Origin of the sequence: Bradyrhizobium ottawaense, from assembly GCF_900099825.1 — a bacterium.
Lineage (GTDB): Bacteria > Pseudomonadota > Alphaproteobacteria > Rhizobiales > Xanthobacteraceae > Bradyrhizobium > Bradyrhizobium ottawaense_A.
This window is the reverse complement of record NZ_LT629693.1, coordinates 4862138-4881190: the sequence shown is the minus strand read 5'-3', so window position 1 is coordinate 4881190 and position 19053 is coordinate 4862138. Positions and strand designations below refer to the sequence as shown.

General features: G+C 64.7%; 21 protein-coding genes. 9 read left to right on the top strand and 12 right to left on the bottom strand.

The features are described 5' to 3' along the window. Positions 1–18: 18 nt before the first annotated feature. The 3 genes from BLR13_RS22770 to BLR13_RS22760 are packed head-to-tail and all read right to left on the bottom strand — an operon-like array spanning position 19 to position 2938. Positions 19–834 carry an ABC transporter permease gene (locus BLR13_RS22770; protein ID WP_074819363.1) on the bottom strand — a complete coding sequence of 272 codons (816 nt, stop codon included), beginning with the start codon at positions 832–834 and terminating at the stop codon, positions 19–21. Then, the gene (locus BLR13_RS22765; protein WP_074819365.1) at positions 834–1748 is read right to left on the bottom strand and encodes an ABC transporter permease; all 915 of its coding nucleotides are present in this window, start codon (positions 1746–1748) and stop codon (positions 834–836) included. Before BLR13_RS22765 ends, BLR13_RS22770 begins: the two co-directional genes overlap by 1 nt. Continuing rightward, a complete protein-coding gene (locus BLR13_RS22760; protein WP_079586063.1) occupies positions 1745–2938 on the bottom strand; it encodes an ABC transporter ATP-binding protein in 1194 nt (397 codons plus the stop codon). Before BLR13_RS22760 ends, BLR13_RS22765 begins: the two co-directional genes overlap by 4 nt. 152 nt (positions 2939–3090) lie before the next feature. Here BLR13_RS22760 and BLR13_RS22755 point away from each other — a divergent pair, with 152 nt between their 5' ends. After that, positions 3091–4398, top strand: a complete 1308-nt coding sequence (locus BLR13_RS22755) for a tetratricopeptide repeat protein (RefSeq protein WP_074819367.1) — start codon at positions 3091–3093, stop codon at positions 4396–4398. A gap of 6 nt (positions 4399–4404) precedes the next feature. Here the strand turns inward: BLR13_RS22755 and BLR13_RS22750 are convergent, their stop codons facing one another. Beyond that, a complete protein-coding gene (locus BLR13_RS22750) occupies positions 4405–5874 on the bottom strand; it encodes a glycerol-3-phosphate dehydrogenase (RefSeq protein WP_074819369.1) in 1470 nt (489 codons plus the stop codon). Between the two features lie 40 nt (positions 5875–5914). Then, entirely contained in the window at positions 5915–8623 is a 2709-nt protein-coding gene (locus BLR13_RS22745) for a sensor domain-containing protein (RefSeq protein ID WP_074819371.1), read from the bottom strand. A 259-nt stretch (positions 8624–8882) separates the two neighbouring features. Here BLR13_RS22745 and BLR13_RS22740 point away from each other — a divergent pair, with 259 nt between their 5' ends. After that, on the top strand, positions 8883–9986 hold the full coding sequence (locus BLR13_RS22740; RefSeq protein ID WP_074819374.1) for an NAD(P)/FAD-dependent oxidoreductase: 1104 nt from the start codon (positions 8883–8885) through the stop codon (positions 9984–9986). A gap of 145 nt (positions 9987–10131) precedes the next feature. Here the strand turns inward: BLR13_RS22740 and BLR13_RS22735 are convergent, their stop codons facing one another. Continuing rightward, the gene (locus tag BLR13_RS22735; RefSeq protein ID WP_074819376.1) at positions 10132–10317 is read right to left on the bottom strand and encodes a YdcH family protein; all 186 of its coding nucleotides are present in this window, start codon (positions 10315–10317) and stop codon (positions 10132–10134) included. Positions 10318–10555: 238 nt separating this feature from the next. On the opposite strand from BLR13_RS22735, the gene BLR13_RS22730 reads away from it, so the two are divergent. After that, positions 10556–10762, top strand: a complete 207-nt coding sequence (locus tag BLR13_RS22730; RefSeq protein WP_027538800.1) for a YdcH family protein — start codon at positions 10556–10558, stop codon at positions 10760–10762. 10 nt (positions 10763–10772) lie between these two features. Here BLR13_RS22730 and BLR13_RS22725 read toward each other — a convergent pair whose 3' ends face one another. Further along, positions 10773–10994: a hypothetical protein gene (locus tag BLR13_RS22725; protein ID WP_074819377.1), complete on the bottom strand. Its 222-nt coding sequence runs from the start codon at positions 10992–10994 to the stop codon at positions 10773–10775. A 91-nt stretch (positions 10995–11085) separates the two neighbouring features. On the opposite strand from BLR13_RS22725, the gene BLR13_RS22720 reads away from it, so the two are divergent. Continuing rightward, positions 11086–11292, top strand: coding sequence for a hypothetical protein (locus BLR13_RS22720; protein ID WP_074819380.1), 207 nt, complete (start codon positions 11086–11088; stop codon positions 11290–11292). Positions 11293–11318: 26 nt separating this feature from the next. Next, entirely contained in the window at positions 11319–11570 is a 252-nt protein-coding gene (locus tag BLR13_RS22715) for a hypothetical protein (protein WP_074819382.1), read from the top strand. 158 nt (positions 11571–11728) lie between these two features. On the opposite strand, the gene BLR13_RS22710 is transcribed toward BLR13_RS22715, so the two are convergent. Continuing rightward, positions 11729–12262 (bottom strand): GGDEF domain-containing protein, encoded by a 534-nt coding sequence (locus tag BLR13_RS22710; protein ID WP_244524919.1) that lies wholly within the window; start codon positions 12260–12262, stop codon positions 11729–11731. Between the two features lie 302 nt (positions 12263–12564). Between BLR13_RS22710 and purE the strand changes: the two genes are divergently transcribed. Further along, the gene (gene purE, locus BLR13_RS22705) at positions 12565–13053 is read left to right on the top strand and encodes a 5-(carboxyamino)imidazole ribonucleotide mutase (protein ID WP_074819386.1); all 489 of its coding nucleotides are present in this window, start codon (positions 12565–12567) and stop codon (positions 13051–13053) included. Next, positions 13050–14153, top strand: coding sequence for a 5-(carboxyamino)imidazole ribonucleotide synthase (locus BLR13_RS22700; protein WP_074819388.1), 1104 nt, complete (start codon positions 13050–13052; stop codon positions 14151–14153). The genes purE and BLR13_RS22700 overlap by 4 nt, the downstream gene beginning before the upstream one ends. A 13-nt stretch (positions 14154–14166) precedes the next feature. Here BLR13_RS22700 and aqpZ read toward each other — a convergent pair whose 3' ends face one another. Then, positions 14167–14889, bottom strand: coding sequence for an aquaporin Z (gene aqpZ / locus BLR13_RS22695; RefSeq protein WP_074819390.1), 723 nt, complete (start codon positions 14887–14889; stop codon positions 14167–14169). Between the two features lie 258 nt (positions 14890–15147). On the opposite strand from aqpZ, the gene rpsU reads away from it, so the two are divergent. Then, the gene (gene rpsU, locus BLR13_RS22690) at positions 15148–15453 is read left to right on the top strand and encodes a 30S ribosomal protein S21 (protein WP_074819392.1); all 306 of its coding nucleotides are present in this window, start codon (positions 15148–15150) and stop codon (positions 15451–15453) included. A gap of 242 nt (positions 15454–15695) precedes the next feature. Then, positions 15696–16292: a tetratricopeptide repeat protein gene (locus tag BLR13_RS22685; protein WP_244524918.1), complete on the top strand. Its 597-nt coding sequence runs from the start codon at positions 15696–15698 to the stop codon at positions 16290–16292. A gap of 156 nt (positions 16293–16448) precedes the next feature. Here the strand turns inward: BLR13_RS22685 and BLR13_RS22680 are convergent, their stop codons facing one another. The 3 genes from BLR13_RS22680 to BLR13_RS22670 form a co-directional block, all read right to left on the bottom strand. After that, entirely contained in the window at positions 16449–17414 is a 966-nt protein-coding gene (locus BLR13_RS22680) for a hypothetical protein (protein ID WP_074819395.1), read from the bottom strand. Positions 17415–17579: 165 nt separating this feature from the next. Next, positions 17580–17864, bottom strand: coding sequence for a cupin domain-containing protein (locus tag BLR13_RS22675; RefSeq protein WP_074819397.1), 285 nt, complete (start codon positions 17862–17864; stop codon positions 17580–17582). Between the two features lie 46 nt (positions 17865–17910). Next, positions 17911–19008 carry a calcium:proton antiporter gene (locus BLR13_RS22670; RefSeq protein WP_074819399.1) on the bottom strand — a complete coding sequence of 366 codons (1098 nt, stop codon included), beginning with the start codon at positions 19006–19008 and terminating at the stop codon, positions 17911–17913. Positions 19009–19053: the final 45 nt, after the last annotated feature.

Sequence of the window (19053 nt, the reverse complement as noted above, 5' to 3'; positions counted from 1 at the left end):
CCCTCAATGACGATGGAACTACAGCGGCGCCGCGCTCTCGGCTTGCGAACTCGACAGTTTTGACGCGAACGAAGCCACCACGATCACCACCGCGATGAACGCGATCACCATGGTGCAGATCGCGTTGATCTCCGGCTTCACGCCGAGCCGCACCTCGGAATAGATCCGGATCGGCAAGGTCGCCGAGCCCGGCCCGGTGGTGAAGCTCGCGATCACGACGTCGTCGAGCGACAGCGTGAAGGCGAGCATCCAGCCTGCTGCAATCGCCGGAACGATCAGCGGCAGCGTGACGGCGAGAAACGCCTGCACCGGGCCGCAGCCGAGATCCATCGCGGCTTCCTCGAGACTGCGATCGAGCGAGGCCAGCCGCGACTGCACGACGACCGTGACGAAGCACATGGTCAGCGTGGTGTGCGCGATCGTGACGGTCCAGAACCCGCGTTCGGCGTTCAGCGCCACGAACAACAGCAGCAGCGACAGGCCGGAAATCACTTCCGGCATCACCAGCGGCGAATACAGCATGCCGGAAAACAGCGCACGGCCCTTGAAGCGCTCGCCGCGCACCAGCGCCACGGCGCCCAGCGTGCCGAGCAGCGTCGCAGCCGTGGCCGATACTGCCGCGACACGAAGGCTCATCCAGGCGGCGTCCAGCATGGCGCGGTCGTTGAAGAATTCGTGGTACCAGCGCAGCGACCAGCCGCCCCACACCGTCACCAGCCGCGAGGCGTTGAAGGAATAGATCACGAGAATGACGATCGGCAGGTACAGAAACGCCAGCCCCAGCGCCAGCGAGGTGACGTTGAACCGCGAGATCCGGTTGACCCGGCGCGCCATCAGCCCGCCCCTTCCAGCGTTCGGCGCTGCAGCCGGTCGTAGAGCAGCAGCGGCGGCACCAGCAGCAGCAGCAACGCGATCGCAACCGCCGAGGCCACCGGCCAGTCCCTGTTGGTGAAGAATTCCAGCCACAGCGTCTGCCCGATCATCATCGAACCGGAGCCGGCCAGAAGATCCGGGATCACGAATTCGCCGACAACAGGAATGAAGCACAACAGCGCGCCGGCGCCGACGCCCGGCAGCGACAGCGGAAACGTCACCAGCCAGAACGCTTGCCGCGGCGACGCGCCGAGATCGCCCGCGGCCTCCAAGAGCGCGGGATCCAGCTTGGCGAGCGTCGCATAGAGCGGCAGGATCATGAACGGCAGATAGGAATAGACGATGCCGAGATACATCGCAGTGTCGGTCGATAGCCACACCACCGGCGCCGACACCAGATGCAGCGCCAGCAGAATCTGGTTGAGCAGGCCGTCATGCTGCAGGATGTTGATCCAGGCATAGATGCGGATCAGGAACGAGGTCCAGAACGGCACGATCACCAGCATCATCGCGATGCCCTGCCAGCGCTGCGGCAGCCGCGCCATGCCATAGGCGATAGGGTAACCGATCAGGAGCAGGATCAAGGTCGACGTCACGGCGACGACGAGGCTGCGCAGGTACGAGGTGATGTAGAGATTGTCGGAAAGCAGCAGCCTGAAATTATCCAGCGACAGCGCTGCGAATGCGGCCTTGATCGCACCCCAGCCTTCCCTGAGGTTGAACAGCGGCAGATAGGGCGGTTGCGCGATCGCGGTCTGCGACAGGCTGATCTTGAGCACGAAGCCGAACGGCACCAGGAAGAACAGCACCATCCAGACGTAAGGCGCGATCGCGGCGTAACGCGCGGGCCGGGCGAAGATGCGGCGGGCGCTCATTGCTCGAGCACCACGCAATCGTCGGGCGTGAACCACGCCACCACGCGCTGGCCGGCGATATAGGCGTCGATATCGAGCCGTGCGGTATTGGCCATTGACGAGCGCATCACTGCGCCGGAATCGAGCTTGACCTTGTAGACCGTCAGGCCGCCGAGATAACTGACCTCGGTGACCACGCCGTCGAGCCGGTTGATCGCATGCGAATTGACCGCGTCCGATACCGGGCCGCGGCGGGACAGCTTGACCTTCTCGGGCCGGATCGCGACGCTGACAGTAGCCTTGGTCACCGGCTGACGCGGCGCGGCCACGACCAGTGCTCCGGCCTCCCGGGTCGAAACATCGAGGCGGTTATGGTCGCCGGACGTGACCTCGCCGTTGAACAGGTTGATGTCGCCGACGAACTCGGCGACCCAGCGCGACCGCGGCGCCTCGTAGAGCTCGCGCGGGATTGCGACCTGTTCGAGCCGGCCGGCATCCATCACGCCGATCCGGTTTGCCATCGTCATCGCCTCCTCCTGGTCGTGGGTGACGATCACGAAGGTGGTGCCGAGACGGCGCTGCAGCTCCATCAATTCCGCCTGCGTGCTCTCGCGCAGCTTCTTGTCGAGCGCCGCCAGCGGCTCGTCGAGCAACAGCACCTGCGGGCGCCGCGCCAACGAGCGCGCCAGCGCGACGCGCTGCTTCTGGCCGCCGGAGAGCTGATCGGGCCTGCGCTTCTCCATCCCCTCCAGCTTGACCAGTGAAACCATTTCCGCGACGCGGGCGGCGATCTCGACCTTGGTGATCGCGGTGCGTTTCAGGCCGAACGCGATATTGTCCCGCACGTTGAGATGGGGAAACAGCGCGTAATTCTGGAACATCATGTTGACCGGCCGCTGATGCGGCGCGACCTGAGCGATGTCCTTGCCGTCGAGCAGGATGCGGCCCTCGTCCGGCGTCTCGAAACCGGCCAGCATTCGCAGCAGCGTGGTCTTGCCGCAGCCGCTCGGACCGAGCAGCGCGAAGAACTCGCCGGCCCGGATGTCGAGCGAGAGCCGGTCCACCGCACGGAAATTGCCAAAACTCTTGCCGACCCCCTCGATACGGAGCAGCGGCATGTCGGCGGTCACCACGGCCGGCGGCTCGGGCTTGACCTCCGCTGTCGCCAGCTCGATTTTCGGCGCGTCGATTTCCGGCGATTCCTCGGTCATGTCCCCTGCCTGCCCCATCGTCGCTGCACGCTAGCGGCGGATCGACATCCGCTCAACCGCTTCGCAACGCGCCATCCATAATATTATACTGTGCCTGCCGCCGGTCACGTCTCTGCCAGACTTGGCGCAACCCTCGCGATGATGGAATAAAAATGAACCGGGACAGATACGATCTGGTGCTGACGACCACCTCCGACCAGGCCGCGGCGCATTACCGCGACGGCGTCGACTGCATGCTGTCGGCCTGGCACGGCGCCGAGGCCGCCTTCGATCGCGCCATTGCGCAGGACCCCGGCTTCGCGCTGGCCCATATCGCGCGCGCCCGCCTGCATCAGCTCAACATGGAAGGCAAGGAAGCCCGCGCCATGGCCGCGCACGCGAGACAGCTCGTGGCCGGCGCGACGCCCCGGGAAATCAACTATGTCGAGGTCATGGCCGCGGTCATCGACGGCAAGCCGAAAATTGCCATCGATGGTGCCGAGGCGCATCTCGACGCGCATCCGCGCGATGCGCTGGTGCTGGCGCTGCTGCTGGGCGCCTTCGGCCTCTACGCCTTCTCCGGCCGCGCTGACCACGATGCCGCCAAGCTCGCGATCTGTACGCGCAATGCCACGCATTACGGCGACGACTGGTGGTTCATCAGCTATCTCGGCTGGTCGCATACCGAAGCGGGAAACCTGCGCGAAGGACGGGCCTTGAGCGAACGCGCGGTCGAGCTGCGATCGGCCAACGGCAATGCCGCGCACGGTCTCTCGCATGCGATGTTCGAGCAGGGCGATATGGAAGCCGGCCGCCAATTTCTCGCGCAATGGATGCCCGCGCATGACCGCCAGAGTTTCCTGCACGGTCATCTGGCCTGGCACGGCGCGCTGAGCGCGCTCGATGCCGGCGACCTCGACGGCGCGCTCGCGATCTACGAACAGCAGATCAAGCCGGCCGGGCGGCCCTACCCGCCGCTGAATATCTTCACCGACGGCGCCTCGCTGCTGTGGCGACTGTCGCTAGCCGGACAAACCGGGCTGGAGCCGCACTGGCGGGAGATCGCCGCCTATGGCGAGAAATATTTTCGGCAGGCGGGCGCGCATTTCGCCGACGTTCATTATGCGCTGGCCGGAGCGATGATCGGCGGCGACGCCCTCGAAGCCCGCATGGCCCAACTGGAAGAACGCGAAGCCGCCGGCCGGTTGGCGCCGGGCCGCACCGCAATCGAGCTCTGCCGCGGCATCAAGGCGTTCGCCGACGGCGACAACGACAACGCGATCCGGCTGCTCGAACCTGCGATATCGGAACTGGCCCGGATCGGCGGCAGCCACGCCCAGCGCGAATTGTGGGAAGACACGCTGATCGTCGCCTGCCTGCGCGCCGGCCGCGGCGACAAGGCCGCGCGCCGCATTTCCACGCGGCTCGACCGCAGGCCTTCCGCACGGGACGAAGCCTGGTCACGGCAAGCCAAGGCGTGACAAACCTTACGTCGCTTTCGCCATGAACGCCGCCAGCGCCTCACGATCCCCAGGCGGCATGGTGAGGCCGAGTTTGGTTCGGCGCCACAGGATATCGTCAGGGAAACGCGCCCATTCCTGCGCCATCAGATAGCGCACTTCGGCGCCCGTCAGTTCGGGGCCGAAGGAAGGGCCGAGGTCGGCGCGGTCCTTTGCCTCACCAAGGATCGTCTTGACGTTGGTGCCATAAGCGGCGACCAGACGCCTCGCCTGCTCCTCGCCGAGAAACCGCCAACGCTCGCGCGCCGCGTCGACTTCGTTCTCGAAGCGGCCCCAGGCAAAATCGCCGCCCGGCAGCGGCGTCCTCGCCGTCCAGCGTGCCGACATCGGATAGAACGGCGTCAGCTTCGAGACGGCCTTCTCCGCGCGCCGGCGCGAGGTCGTGACGTCGCCGCCGAAGATCGTGATCAGCGGCGCCTTGCCGCGCCCATGATCGAATGTCATCGCACCATCGCGTGGCGATCGCTGGCTTGCGGGGCCCATCGCCATGTTCACGCCGGAAACCGTTCGCACCACATCGACGGCCTCGATCCGCTCGCGAAAATAGCGGTTCGCCGCGTCGCAAAGATAGGCCACGTCGCCGGCCGACGTCGCCACGATGGCAGGATCGCCCCTGAAGGCACGGCCCACCGTGCCGATCAGCGTGAAGTCGCGCTCATAGGGGCTGGCGAAAATCAGCCGGCCGTCGCTGTTCTGGAACACATAGACATTGTCGCTGTCGAACAGGCGGCGAACCACGATCTGGCTCATCTGCACGATGGCCGCGTTCGGCGGCGGCTGGCGCAACACGGTCTCGGCGACGGAGGCGGTCCAGGCCCCGGTCGCGTTGACGAGCGCGCGCGCGGTGACGACCTGGCGATGGCCGCGATCAATCATCACCAGCCGCCACGTTGCGCCCCGTTCCGCCCGGGTGCAGCGCGCGCCGGTGCGGATCACCGCACCGCGCGCCGCCGCATCGACCGCGTTCAGGATCACCAGCCGGGAATCGTCCACCACACAGTCGGAATATTCGAACGCGGTGCCGAACGGCCGCTTCAACGCATTGCCGACCGGATGATGCGTAACGTCGACGGTAGCGGAGGCCGGCAGGCCGTTGCGCGAGGCCAGCCGGTCGTAGAGCAACAACCACGACCGCAACTGCCAGGCCGGGCGTTCGTCGGAATGGGCGGGGATGGCAAAGCGCATCGGGCGCACCAGATGCGGTGCGATCCGGAGCCAGATGTCGCGCTCGGCCAGCGCGCGGTGGACACGAAGAAAGCGCCGGCGCTCCAGCCCGGCCAGATCGCCATGGATCAGCCGCGGCGAGGCCGAGGACGCGCCCGCGCCGAGATCGCCCTGCTCCAGCAGGATCACGCGCAGACCGCGTCCGGCGGCATCGCGCGCGATGCTGACGCCGTTCAGGCCACCGCCGATAATCGCCAGATCGTAGTCCGCCATACGCAACGCTTACCGGAGAGAGTCCCAACCGAGCAGGACTCTAGCCGGTCTTGCGCGCAGGCTCCACGACAATGACATCGCCATCGCTGCGGCCAACCAGGGTTGCGTACTTCCCGATCGGGAACGGCTTGCCGATGAAATAACCCTGCACCGCGTCGCAGCCCTCTTCCGACAGGAAGCTGAGCTGTTCCTGGGTTTCCACGCCCTCGGCGACGATCGACATTTCGAGACCATGACCGAGGTCAATGACGGCGCGAACGATCGCCGCCGATTGCGGGTTGCGCCCGAGATTCATGACAAAGGCGCGGTCAATCTTGATCTTGTCGAACGGGAACGCCTGCAAATAGCTGAGCGAGGAATAGCCGGAACCGAAGTCGTCCATCGAGATCCGCACGCCAAGCGCCTTCAACCGCCGCAACAACGCGAGGCCGCGGTCAAAATCCTCGATCAGCACGCCCTCGGTGATTTCGAGTTCGAGCCGGTCCGGCGCCAGCCCGGTTTCCAGCAGGATCGAATGCACCAGGCTGACCACGTCGCCGTGCATGAACTGCGCCGGCGACAGGTTGACGGCGATCTGCAGCGGCACCGGCCAGGAGGCGGCCTCGCGGCAGGCTTCGCGCAGGATCCATTGGCCCATCTCGACGATCAGGCCGCTTTCCTCCGCGAGCGGAATGAAATCGGCAGGCGACACGAAGCCGCGCAGCGGATGCTGCCAGCGCGCCAGCGCCTCGAAGCCGATGACCTCGCTGGTGGCGACCGTCGCACCCGAGGTGGCCTGCGGCTGGTAGTACAGCGACAGTTCGCCGTTCCTGATCGCAACCGAAAGATCCTGGTGCAGCACCCGGCGGTCGCGGATCTGCTGGTCCATCTCGGGTTCGAACAGACTGATCGAGCCGCGCGACTTCGCCTTGGCGCGGAACAGCGCCGCGCCGGCATTGGCGAGCAGCGAGGCCGCATCCGAGCCGTTGTGCGGAAATACCGAGATGCCGGTGGTGACGCCGGTGCGGACCGACTTGCCGTCGATCGGGAATTCGTTCGACAGCGCCTCGGCGAGCTTTTCGGCCAGCGCCTTGCCGGCCTCCGGCTGTTTGCCGTCGATGATCATGCCGAATTCGTCGCCGGAGAGCCGGGCCACCACGCCGCCGCGCGCGGAAGCCTGGATGCGGCGCGCCACCTCGATCAGCAGCTTGTCGCCCATGGCGTGGCCGAACACGTCGTTGATTTCCTTCAGGCCGTCGAGGTCGACACACAGCACCGCGAATTCCTCGTCGGTACCGGCGCAGGCCTCGATCATCTGGGCCAGCGCCTGCAGGAAGGCGGCGCGGTTCGGCAGGTCGGTCAGGCCGTCGTGATAGGCCATGTGCGCCATCCGCGACTCGGTCTGGCGGCGGTCGGTGACGTCCTCATGGGTCTTGATCAGATATTGCGGCTCGCCGGCATCGTCGAGCACGGTCATGCGGCGGGTCAGGAACAGCCGCAAGCCGTCCTTGGTGGAGATCGGGTGTTCCTCGGTGAGCAGGCCGCGCTTCTTGATCGCGGCCTCGTCGCGCGCGATGATCAGCTTGGCTTCCTTGGGATTGAAGATATCGGCAGCGGTCAGCCCGGTGGCATCCTCGCGGCGGCGATTGAGGATGGTTTCCGCGCTGCGGTTGGCGAGCAGGTATCGCCCGTCGCTGACGCGCTCGACGATCAGCGACACCGGAATGTTGTCGACCACCAGTTCCAGGAACTTCTTGGTGTTCTCCAGTTCGCGCGACAGCGAGCGGCGTTCGGTGACGTCGTCGAACAGCGCGATCAGGAACTCCGGCTCGCCGTGCTCGTTGCGCGCGATCACCCGGTTGGAGGCGAGAATTCGCTTCTCCGAACCACGCTCGACCGTGAGCTCGCTGCGATGATGGCCCTCCGGCGCCTGCAGCGCCGATTGATCGGCGACGTCGATGCTCTTCGCGGTTTCGGGCCGGAAGATCTCGTCGGCGCGCTTGCCGACGATATGATCGCGGGAGAACCGCGAGAAGCGTTCGAACGCGCGGTTGACGAAGATATAGCGGCCGTCCTCGATGTTCTTGGCGGCGACGCAGACCGGAACGTTGTCGAGCACGGATTCCAGGAACTGGGTGGTCGAGGCCAGCTTGCGCGACAGCTTGCGCTGTTCGGTGCAATCCTCATGGGTGCCGATCGTGCCGCCGTTCGGCAATCGAAAGATCTTCGAGAGCACCGATTTTCCGCCGGGCATTTCGGTGACGAAGCCTTCGGGACGGCGCGCCAATGCGGCAAATTCCTTGGCGGTGACATTCAACAGGCCGCGCGTGCGTCGCAACTCGATCAGGTCGCGGCCGGTCTTGCAGGTTGCGATGTCGGCGCGCGTGAATCCGTAGATATCGAGAAAGCGATCGTTGCAGAAGACGACGCGGCCCTGCGCGTCGGACATCAGCACCCCCTGATTGAGATTGTTCAGCGCCGAACTGATGAACGCGTTGCGCCGCAATTTGGCACGCTGCGACTTGCGCAACGCGCTCAGCACCCAGAGGCCGACCGCGCCGAGAAAGGACGCGACGACGATGCCGCCGATCAGGAGCTCCCACACCAGGTTGGGATCGAACTCGCCGATATAGCTAGCCGGCGCGAAGCCGCGGCCGGACACCGGCGCGCTCCATGCCAATCCGCACGGCCCAGCGGCAGCCAACAGGCACAAGACGGCCTGCGCCGGAATCGAATTCTTCCCGCCTGCCTGCCAATTCTTGCCAGCCATCACTCACCCGCGGATTTCCAGGCGGAGTGTCCGGCTTGACGGGTTTGGATCGGGTAAACGCGTACCCTTGCAACTCAAAAATGTGACACAAATTACGGCAATTGCCCTGACATGATTAATGCTTCACTAACGGGACCGCGCTAAAGGCGTATCTCAAGGCAAACCAACGGGTTGCTTGGACGTTTCTGTGCGCGGAATGATAGTAACCGGGCGCGGCCATCGCCCCATCTCGCGTCATAATCCCGGACCTGAAGCTGACATGGACAGAGTTGATTGCGTCGTTATCGGAGCGGGGGTGATCGGGCTTGCGGTCGCACGCAAACTCGCGCTGGCCGGCCGCGAAGTGATCGTGCTGGAGGCGGCGGAGGGCATCGGCACGGTGACCTCCTCGCGCAACAGCGAGGTGATCCATGCCGGCATCTACTACCGTGCCGGCAGCCTGATGGCGCAGATGTGCGTCAGCGGCCGGCATGCGCTCTACCGATATTGCGCCGATCACGGCATTCCGCATCGCAATTGCGGCAAGCTGATCGTAGCGACGACCCCGAAAGAAACCGAGAAGCTGCAATCGATCCGGGCGCATGCCGAGGCTAACGGCGTCGACGACATGCAGTTGCTCGCGGGCGAAGCGGCCCGCGCGCTCGAGCCGGCGCTGAACTGCGATGCGGCGCTGCTGTCGCCCTCCACCGGCATCATCGACAGCCACGCCTACATGCTGGCGTTGAAGGGCGACGCGGAAGCGGCCGGCGCTGCCTACGCATTCCACACGCCGCTGTTGCGTGCACGCGCGAACGCAGGCCACATCGAGATCGAGGCCGGCGGCGACGCGCCGATGACGCTTGCCTGCGATCTGCTGGTCAACGCGGCCGGACTGGGCGCGCCCGCGGCGGCGCGCAGCATCGAGGGCATGCCGGTCGAATTGATTCCGTGCGCCTATCTCGCCAAGGGAAACTATTTCAGTTGCAATGTGCGGGCGCCGTTTTCACGCCTGATCTATCCGGTGCCGGAGCCCGGCGGCCTCGGGGTGCACCTCACGCTCGACATGGCCGGCCAGGCCCGCTTCGGCCCCGACGTGGAATGGGTCGAGAGCATCGACTACGCGGTCGACCCTGCGCGTGCGGAAAAATTCTATCCCGCGATCCGGCGCTATTGGCCGACGCTGCCGGACGGGGCGCTGATGCCGAGCTATTCCGGAATCCGGCCGAAGATCGTGCCGCCCGCGGTCGCCACGCAGGATTTCCTGATCCAGGGACCGCGCGACCACGGCGTTACCGGGCTGATCAACCTGTTCGGTATCGAATCGCCGGGACTGACGTCCTCACTGGCCATCGCGGACCATGTCGGCGGACTGGCAAATCCGTAAGCTTGCAAATCCGCAAACGATCGTCGCTCCAAACGATCGCCGCGGATGCAATACTTCAGCGAAAACACAACCCTTCCGCGGATGAGCGCGTCAGCGCCCATCCTGCGATGAAGTGTGGTTCTCGATATTGTGCAGGGGAAACCGACTAGTGCAGCGTTTCGCTGCTGGTGTGTCTCAACCGCTCGATCTGGTCCTTGACCATCAACTTGCGGCGCTTCAACTCGACAATTTGCAAATCGTCTGTGGAAAGATGCACGAGGGCGTCGTGCAATTCGTTTTCGAGGATCTTGTGTTTACGTTCAAGTTCAACAAGATGCGCCTGTAGTGCCATACGAAATCTCCTCGGTGGGTGAAACCTCAGATTCGATCCGGACAACGGAGTGTACACCAGCCGCCGAATCTGTCGATGGCTATCCAGAATCGGGCCTCTCATATTTTCGGATTTATCTGTAACCAATCGTGAGTATGGAACCCGGCCAGCTTGCGGAGCGGCTCTGCAGGGACGATATTTACCGCCAGCTTCCGCAAATCGTTCACAACCTCATCGTGCTCTCCAGCTAGCGTACACCATGACCGACGAAGATGAGCGCGAGCTCGAAAACGAACTCGCCAGGCTGCAGCAGGAGCACCGCGATCTCGACGCAGCGATCGACGCGCTGCATCAATCGCCGGCGCCGGATCTGCTGCGGCTGCAGCGGCTGAAGAAACGCAAACTGCAATTGCGCGACCGCATCGCCTTCATCGAAGACCAGATCACGCCGGATATCATCGCCTGATAGTTGACGGTCATTCCGGGCGCTGCGGAGCATCGAACCTCAGATGCGCAATTGCGCATCGGGGAATGACGAACTCCAAATGTCCGTCAATTCGCGCCGCATCGCTGCGAACTGCCTTGCGCGATCGCGCCTTGGCAAAAGCCGCCCGCCGTCCTGGCAAATCCTTTTCCCCGACATCCACAAGGGCAGATGCCGCGACGATCTTGATCGGCGGCCAGGGCTCCTGACCCACCGCCAGATCGTCAGATCGCCCACCTCATGCTTGACTCCAGTAGAACAAAAGAGGAACATATCTTCCTGCCGCCAGCCAAGGGAGTTTTGCCATGTCCGCCCCGTCGTCCCTGTCCGACAACAGCCGCTACGAGCAGGCCTGCGATCAGGCCATCGCGATGTGCGACGGCAATCTGCGCTCGACCATCAAGGCGCTGATCATGGCCAACGAATATCTGGAAACCGAGCTGGAGGAATTGCAGGCCGCCGTCGCCGCCGGCTGCGTGCCGGCCAAATATTCGAGCAGCAACGCGGCCTGAAACCGGAGCGATCAAGGAGCGATCAAATGGCTGATGTCACCTATTACGTCGCGATGCCGTTCCTGCAGGACGACAGCGGCTCGCCGGTCGCGGGCGCGGCGGAGGAATGTCAGAGCTCGACAATGGCGTTGCGCCGCGCCGAGATCCTGTCGCGCACGCCCGGCAGCATCGGTGCGGTCGCGTTCAGCCGCACCGGCGATCCCATGATCGGCGAATTCGGCGACGCGCAACTGCTGCGCAAATTCGGCAGCGTGCCGGACGATCTCAGCGGGCTTTAGCAGCTGTCATTGCAAGGCGCGAAGACCGCAGGGTGGGCAAAGCCAACGGGTCGCGCGAATGCGCGCCCGGATGACCGGCTCCGCATGCCCACCGTTTCCAATCCGTCGGGTCGATGGCGGGCACGGCGTGAAGAACGCCTTTGCCCACCCTATTTCTTTCACGACACCTCGTGGCGCCGCTGCGCCTTGCGCACATACATCGCGCTGTCGGCCGCTTCCAGCGCGCGGCCCGCCTCCGAATGGCTGTCGAGGATGGTGACACCGGCGGATGCGCCCGCGGAAACGGTGCGGCCACGGAAAACGAAGGTGAGCCGGTCGATCATCTCCTCCAGCGCGGCGGCCTTGGCCTTGGCATCGGTCTCGCTGAGATGCCACAGCAGCAGCGCGAACTCGTCGCCGCCGAGTCGGCCGATCACGTCAGAGGAGCGTACCTGCCCCAGCAGCGTGGCGACGATGGCTTTGAGCACCTGATCGCCAGCGGCATGACCAAAGGTATCGTTGATCGGCTTCAGGCGATCGACGTCGAGCACGATCAGGGCGCCGCTGGCGTGATAGCGCTTGATGTAGGCGATCGAGCGATGGAGTTCCCGTTCGAAGCCGCGCCGGTTCGGAATATCGAGCAGGAAGTCGGTATCGGCGGAAGCCTGCAGCTCCTCGATTCGCGCCTCGGCCCTGGCCAATTCCGCCTTCAACCGGCGAATCGTCGATCGCTGGTCTACCGGGGCGGCGGGCGGTCGGGGTGTGACCGCAGCCTTCCGGCGCGGTGCGGCTTTTTGCCTCTCAGCCGCGCTTTTGGGGCGTTTTGGGGCCCTCGAGGCCGTCGCCGTGGATTTCTTCTTCATGGCCTTCTCTGTGCAGGCTTGCTTATGAAGGCTTGCCGGGATTCACCAAGACAGGATAGTCCATTCCTGACCCCTTGCCACGCCTTGGATGACGCCGCGGCCGCCTCTATAATCCGGCCTATGTTTCTGGATTCCCGAACAGAATTGACGAAATGACCGCACCCATCGCCATCATCATGGGAAGCCAGTCCGACTGGGAGACCATGCGTCATGCCGCCGAGACGCTGACCGCGCTCGGGGTCGATTGCGATAAACGCATCGTCTCGGCTCACCGCACCCCGGACCGGCTGTTCGCCTTCGCCAAGGGCGCCAAGGCCGAAGGCTTCCAGATCATCATCGCCGGCGCCGGGGGGGCTGCGCACCTGCCGGGCATGGCGGCGGCGCTGACGGAGCTTCCGGTGTTCGGCGTTCCCGTCGAATCCAAGGCGCTGTCGGGTATCGATTCGCTCTACTCGATCGTGCAGATGCCGGCCGGCGTTCCCGTCGGCACGCTCGCGATCGGCAAGGCCGGCGCTATCAACGCCGCGCTGTTGGCGGCTTCCGTGCTGGCCCTGAACGACCCGGCGCTGGCGGCGCGTTTGGCCGCGTGGCGCAAGCAGCAGACCGACGCCGTCAAAGAGCGTCCGGAGGGTTCGGCGTGACGGCTTCCCATCCGGTGAAGCTGAAGCCGGGCGACACCATCGGAATTCTCGGCGGCGGGCAGTTGGGCCGGATGCTGGCCATGGCGGCGGCGCGACTCGGGCTGAAAAGCCAGGTGTTCTCGCCCGATCCGGACTCACCCGCCTTCGACGTGGTGCAGCACGCGACCTGCGCGGAATATGCCGATGTCGAGGCGCTGGAACTGTTCGCCAACGACGTCGACGTCATCACCTATGAATTCGAGAACGTGCCGGCCGCGACCGCGATGGTGCTGGCCGCGCGCCGCCCCGTGCTGCCCGCGCAGAAGATCCTGGAGACCACGCAGGACCGATTGGTCGAGAAGGACTTCATCAAGCGGCTCGGCATCGGCACCGCCGATTACGCCGACGTGTCGTCGGCCGAGACCTTGCGCACCGCGATCGCGCGCATCGGCCTGCCCGCCGTCATCAAGACCCGCCGCTTCGGCTATGACGGCAAGGGTCAGGCGATCATCCGCGAGGGCGATGATCCCGGCCGGGTCTGGGAAGACCTCGGCACCAAGTCCGCGATCCTCGAGGCCTTCATTCCGTTCGAGCGCGAGATCTCCGTGATCGCCGCACGCTCGGCGGACGGCCATGTCGAGTGTTACGACGTCACCGAAAACGAACACCGCGATCACATCCTGAAGATCTCGCGCGCGCCGGCAGCGATATCGGATGAACTGGCGGCGCAGGCGCGCGACATCGCGGGCCAGATCGCCAATGCACTGGATTACGTGGGCGTGCTCGCGGTCGAGATGTTCGTGGTCGCCGGGAACGGCGGCCCTCACGTGCTGGTCAACGAGATCGCGCCGCGGGTACATAATTCCGGGCACTGGACGCTGGATGGCGCCTCGATCTCCCAGTTCGAACAGCACATAAGGGCGATCGCCGGCTGGCCGCTCGGCAAGCCGGTCCGCCACGGCCCGGTCACCATGACCAACCTGATCGGCGACGATATCCTGAGCTACGAGCAGTGGCTGACGGTGCCCGGCGCCACCGTGCACCTCTACGGCAAGGGCCCGCCCCGGCCGGGCCGGAAAATGGGCCACATCACCGAAGTGGCCCCGCGTTCCAAGATATAGCCCGCAATGGCAGCTACGCTTTTTGCGTGCCTTCCACCGTGCCGGTCGGCTCGTCGCTGACCCAGCGATAGATCACACCGCCCAGCACGCCGCCGATCAGCGGTGCGATCCAGAACAGCCAGAGCTGCGCCAGCGCCCATCCACCGACGAACAGCGCCGGCCCGGTGCTGCGCGCCGGATTGACCGAGGTGTTGGTGACGGGGATGCTGACGAGATGGATCATCACCAGCGCCAATCCGATCGCCAGCGGCGCAAAGCCCGCGGGTGTCTTGCCGTGGGTGGCGCCCATGATGATGAACAGGAACATCATGGTCATCACCACTTCGGTGATGAAGCAGGCCACCATGCTGTAATGACCGGGTGAATGTGCGTCATAGCCATTCGACGCAAAGCCCTTGGCGACATCGAATCCGGCAGCGCCGCTTGCGATCACATAGAGCAGCGCGGCGGCGGCGATCGCGCCAACGACCTGTGCGATCACATAGGGCAGGATCTGACCGGCCGGAAAACGGCCGCCTGCGGCAAGGCCGACCGTCACGGCAGGATTGAGATGGCAACCCGACACATGGCCGATCGCATAGGCCATTGTCACGACGCTCAGGCCGAACGCCAGCGACACGCCGACCAGGCCGATACCAACCTGCGGAAAGCCCGCGGCGATGACGGCGCTGCCGCAACCCGCAAAGGTAAGCCAAAAGGTTCCGATCGCCTCGGCGGCATATTTTTTGGTATTCATTGGGCCCCTCCCCGTGGTGCTTTTTTGAGTCGTCGGAAAACTAACACGCCCCCGTTGAAGATATCTAACCCCCAAATCTGAGGTCTACGGGCCGAATTTGGTCGGAATTTCGTGGTTTTCCGCGGTCCAAATCCGCCTTCTCAGGTGGACATTCCGGGTTTTGTCTGGTAAATGCCCGCCTTCAGGTTAAGGGCTAGGCCTTTCGCCAGCCCTTTGCTTTACCAGATTCCTATCCGATCAATTGAAAGAGGATGCCGCGTGCAGGTTCTCGTCCGCGATAACAACGTCGACCAAGCCCTCAAGGCGCTGAAGAAGAAGATGCAGCGCGAGGGTATTTTCCGCGAGATGAAGCTCCGCGGCCATTACGAAAAGCCGTCCGAGAAGAAGGCCCGTGAAAAGGCCGAGGCCGTGCGCCGCGCGCGCAAGCTGGCCCGCAAGAAGCTGCAGCGCGAAGGCCTGCTGCCGATGAAGCCGAAGCCGGTGTTCGGCGCTGGTGCCGGTGCCGAGCGCGGTGGTGCTGGCGGCGGCCGTGGTGGCCCGGGCGCAGGTCGCCCGCCGCGCTGAGTGATTCCACGGATCTGGAAGTTCGATAACGCGGGCCTTGCGCCCGCGTTATTTTTTTCTGCCTGGATATCGTGCGTGTTCCACGCGCAAAGTTCGTTTCGGCTTTTGTGCCGTACCCGCTGATGCATTTTGCGCTATGGCGGGCTACCAATTCCGGATTGATCGCGCGAGCATTTCCCGTAATGGCCCACCCGGCGCCCCCGCTTTTGTCCGGAGTTTCGCGGTTCTGGCGCCACGCGCCGGTGCCGAGCATCTTGCTGGCGATGGCATGTTCGCTGCCTGTTGGCGGATGCTCGTTCGACCTGGGATCGTGGGGGCCGGATAAGGAAAAGCCGCAGCAGCAGGCCGAGACAAAATCGACCGACAATATCAGCGCCCGCAGCGTCAGCGACGCCCAGGGCTACGCCGCGCACGGTCAGGTTCTCGCCAGATCCGGCAACAACGAGGAAGCGCTCGCCGAATTCGAGCGCGCGCTGGCGCTTGATCCCTACAATGTGCGGGCGCTCTACGGGCGCGGCCTGATCCGTCAGTCCGAGAAAGAGCATCAGCAGGCGATCGAGGATTTCACCGCGGCCAATGGCCTGTCACCGCAGAAGGCCGAGCCGCTGCTCGCCCGCGCGAACAGTTACTTCGCGCTCGACAAGGCCAAGGAAGCGGTCGCCGATCTCGACGAAGCGGTACAGGCCGATCCGAACAGCGCGCAAGCCTGGTCCAGCCGAGGCGCCGCCTACGAGCGGCTGGGCGACAAGGCCAACGCATCCGCTTCCTACAGCCGCGCGCTTGCGCTGCGCCCGAGGGACGAAAGCGCGCGAAGCGGCCTCGCGCGCACCGGCGGCTAGTTCTGGTTATTGAAGGGTCTTCTTCCCGCGAACCGCAAACCACCCCGAATCAATTCCGGGGCAGGCTTTCGCTCGAAAACGCGATAGCCTCTTGTTCTTGACGCGTTTTCTTTACGCGAACCGGAAACCACTTCGCTCGAAAACGCTACGGCTGGATTATTTCGGCAGGACGGCGTGGAACAGCGATTTCGCCGTCGACAGCACGTCTTCGGCAACCGCCGTGGTGCGCTCGCGTACCGACGGCTCCGCTACCTCGGCACGCAGGTCGAGCGGCCGTGAAACCGGAATGTCGGCCGGCGGCGTCGGACGGCTCGGATCGGCGGCGCCGGCATTGGCCGCGTAAGGCGGCCGCGGCGGCGCCGAGCCCTGACCATAGGAATCCGCCGGGGGCGCCGAGACCATGATCGGCGGCGGCAGCGGCCGCACGGCGGGGGCGGCGACTGCAGGCGCCGTCACGATGTGCGGCGCATCGACAGTTCGCGAAGCCTCCTGCACCCGCGGTGCGGTGTCGCCATTGCCGCGCAGACGCTCGATGGCGGCGCGCGCCAGATCGTTGGCGTCGCGGCGCTCTTCCGGCACAACCGCGGCCTCGACCGGCGGAACGGGCGCAGGCGCTGTGGCAACCGGAGCGGCGGCAGGCGTCGCGGGCTGCACCAGCGACGGCAGCACGACCCTTATTTTTTCACGCGGCGCGGCCGCATGGCGGCGCGGATCGGCGGGAATACTGGCGGTCTCGACGGGTGCGTCGACGGACTTCACGTCAGCCTTCGCTTCGGTCTTGGCTTCGGTCTTGGCTTCGGTCTTGGTTTCGGCCTTATCTTGGGCTTTGTCCTGCGCCTTTTCTTGCGCCTTTTCGACCACGGTCGGCCGTTCGGCGGCGGTCTTCTCCATCAGGCTTTTTTCGGAAACGCCCTTGGCCTTGACACCCGCAGCCGGGAGGTTGCCGACGTCGGCGGCCTTCAGGTCGACAGCTTTGGGGGCGGCAGGCGATACGGCGGCCGCGACCGGCGCTTCGGCGCCCGGCTTGGTCGCGATGTAGTGGTTGACGATATACGCCCCGATGATCGTCGCCGCCACCGAGGGCAAGATGTCCAAAGCAAACTTCTTCAGGTAATTCAGCATTCCGGCCACTCCCCGAGGGGCTTTGATGCGGGAACTTCTGGGCATATTCAGGGATCAACTGCGACGGATCGGTGGCAATTGGCTTTTCCCCGCAACGTTTCGTGTCCCCGGGACCTGTTCCGGGAACTTGACGCCTGCCCCCTCGACCCGGTCGCGGACCGGGATTCAGGGCTTCAGTTCGACCTCCAGAAACACGATTTCGGTCGCGGTCTCGTTGAGCACGTCATGCTCGACGCCGGCTTTCCGGAAATAGGACTTTCCGACCCCAAGTTGCGCCTTGGACCGCGTCCCGTCGGGCGCCACGATGGTCATCTCGCCCGAAGTCACCGGCACGATCACGTAGTCCATGCCGTGGGTGTGATGGCCGGTTGCGCTGCCGGGCGCCAGCCGCCATTCGGTGACGCGGACTTCGGCGGTGTCGACCTGAACATCGGATTTGGCGCTGAGCATCGCGAGGCACTCCAGATCATTCCCGGGACGGGCAATTTCCGGGACGTTAAGGCACGAATACCATGAACAGGAAAACGGCAAACACCACCATATGCACCAGTCCGAACAGGATATTGGTGCGGCCGGTGCCGAAGGTGAGCATGCTGATGATGAAGGTCAGCACCAGCAGCACCATCTCCTGGGCGTTGAGCCCGAGCACCAGCTGCTTGTCGAGCGTGTAGGCCGCAACCGCCACCGCCGGCACGGTCAGCCCGATGGTGGCGAGCGAGGAGCCGAGCGCGAGGTTGATGCTCTTCTGCAGGTCGTTCTTGCGGGCCGCCGCAACGGCGGCGACGCTCTCCGGCAGCAGGATCAACAGCGCGACCAGGACGCCCGCGAAGGCCGGCGGCGCCCCGATGCTGGCAATGGCGATATCGACCACCAGCGAGAACTTCTTCGCCAGCAACACCACTGCCAGCAGCGAGACCAGCAGCAGCGCGACGCTGACCGCCAGCATCCGGTTCGACATCGGCGATCCGTCGTCGCTGGCGCCGGACGCCTGATTGATGAAATAATCGCGATGCCGGATGGTCTGGGTGTAGAGAAAAACGCCGTAGAGAAGCAGCGTCACGACACTGACGAAGCCGAGCTGGGCCGCCGAATAGATCGGCCCCGGCGCCGTCAGGGTGTAATTGGGCATGATCAGCGTGATCGTCGCCATCACGAACAGCACGCTGAGATACAGGTTGGCGCCCGAGACCTGAAAATCCTGCTCCTTGAAACGTAGCCCGCCAATGAAGATGCAGAGGCCGGCGAGGCCGTTGCACACGATCATGACAACCGCGAAAACGGTGTCGCGGGCGAGCGCCGGAACCGGCTTGTCGCCGAGCATGATGGTTGCGATCAGCGCGACCTCGATGATGGTGACGGCGAGCGTCAGCAGCAGCGTGCCATAGGGCTCGCCGATCCGCTCGGCGATGACCTCGGCATGATGCACGGCCGCGAACACCGTCCCGAACAGGATCGCCAGCAGCGCGGCCGCGAACACCAGCCCGGCCGCCGACGGCGTGAACGTCAATCCGAGGCCGGTGGCGACGGCAAAGAGCGCGACCGCGAGTGCTGGAAATATCCACGACGATCTCGGCATCGGTCCGTGTGCGCTCATGCGATCAAATCCTCAAAGGTCTCACTGGAGCCCCTTCCGTTCCGA

Coding starts and splice junctions, on each gene's coding strand:
- BLR13_RS22770 (WP_074819363.1), bottom strand. CDS start 834: ATGGCGCGCCGGGTCAACCGGATCTCGCGGTTCAACGTCACCTCGCTG.
- BLR13_RS22765 (WP_074819365.1), bottom strand. CDS start 1,748: ATGAGCGCCCGCCGCATCTTCGCCCGGCCCGCGCGTTACGCCGCGATC.
- BLR13_RS22760 (WP_079586063.1), bottom strand. CDS start 2,938: ATGACCGAGGAATCGCCGGAAATCGACGCGCCGAAAATCGAGCTGGCG.
- BLR13_RS22755 (WP_074819367.1), top strand. CDS start 3,091: ATGAACCGGGACAGATACGATCTGGTGCTGACGACCACCTCCGACCAG.
- BLR13_RS22750 (WP_074819369.1), bottom strand. CDS start 5,874: ATGGCGGACTACGATCTGGCGATTATCGGCGGTGGCCTGAACGGCGTC.
- BLR13_RS22745 (WP_074819371.1), bottom strand. CDS start 8,623: ATGGCTGGCAAGAATTGGCAGGCAGGCGGGAAGAATTCGATTCCGGCG.
- BLR13_RS22740 (WP_074819374.1), top strand. CDS start 8,883: ATGGACAGAGTTGATTGCGTCGTTATCGGAGCGGGGGTGATCGGGCTT.
- BLR13_RS22735 (WP_074819376.1), bottom strand. CDS start 10,317: ATGGCACTACAGGCGCATCTTGTTGAACTTGAACGTAAACACAAGATC.
- BLR13_RS22730 (WP_027538800.1), top strand. CDS start 10,556: ATGACCGACGAAGATGAGCGCGAGCTCGAAAACGAACTCGCCAGGCTG.
- BLR13_RS22720 (WP_074819380.1), top strand. CDS start 11,086: ATGTCCGCCCCGTCGTCCCTGTCCGACAACAGCCGCTACGAGCAGGCC.
- BLR13_RS22715 (WP_074819382.1), top strand. CDS start 11,319: ATGGCTGATGTCACCTATTACGTCGCGATGCCGTTCCTGCAGGACGAC.
- purE (WP_074819386.1), top strand. CDS start 12,565: ATGACCGCACCCATCGCCATCATCATGGGAAGCCAGTCCGACTGGGAG.
- aqpZ (WP_074819390.1), bottom strand. CDS start 14,889: ATGAATACCAAAAAATATGCCGCCGAGGCGATCGGAACCTTTTGGCTT.
- BLR13_RS22680 (WP_074819395.1), bottom strand. CDS start 17,414: ATGCTGAATTACCTGAAGAAGTTTGCTTTGGACATCTTGCCCTCGGTG.
- BLR13_RS22675 (WP_074819397.1), bottom strand. CDS start 17,864: ATGCTCAGCGCCAAATCCGATGTTCAGGTCGACACCGCCGAAGTCCGC.
- BLR13_RS22670 (WP_074819399.1), bottom strand. CDS start 19,008: ATGAGCGCACACGGACCGATGCCGAGATCGTCGTGGATATTTCCAGCA.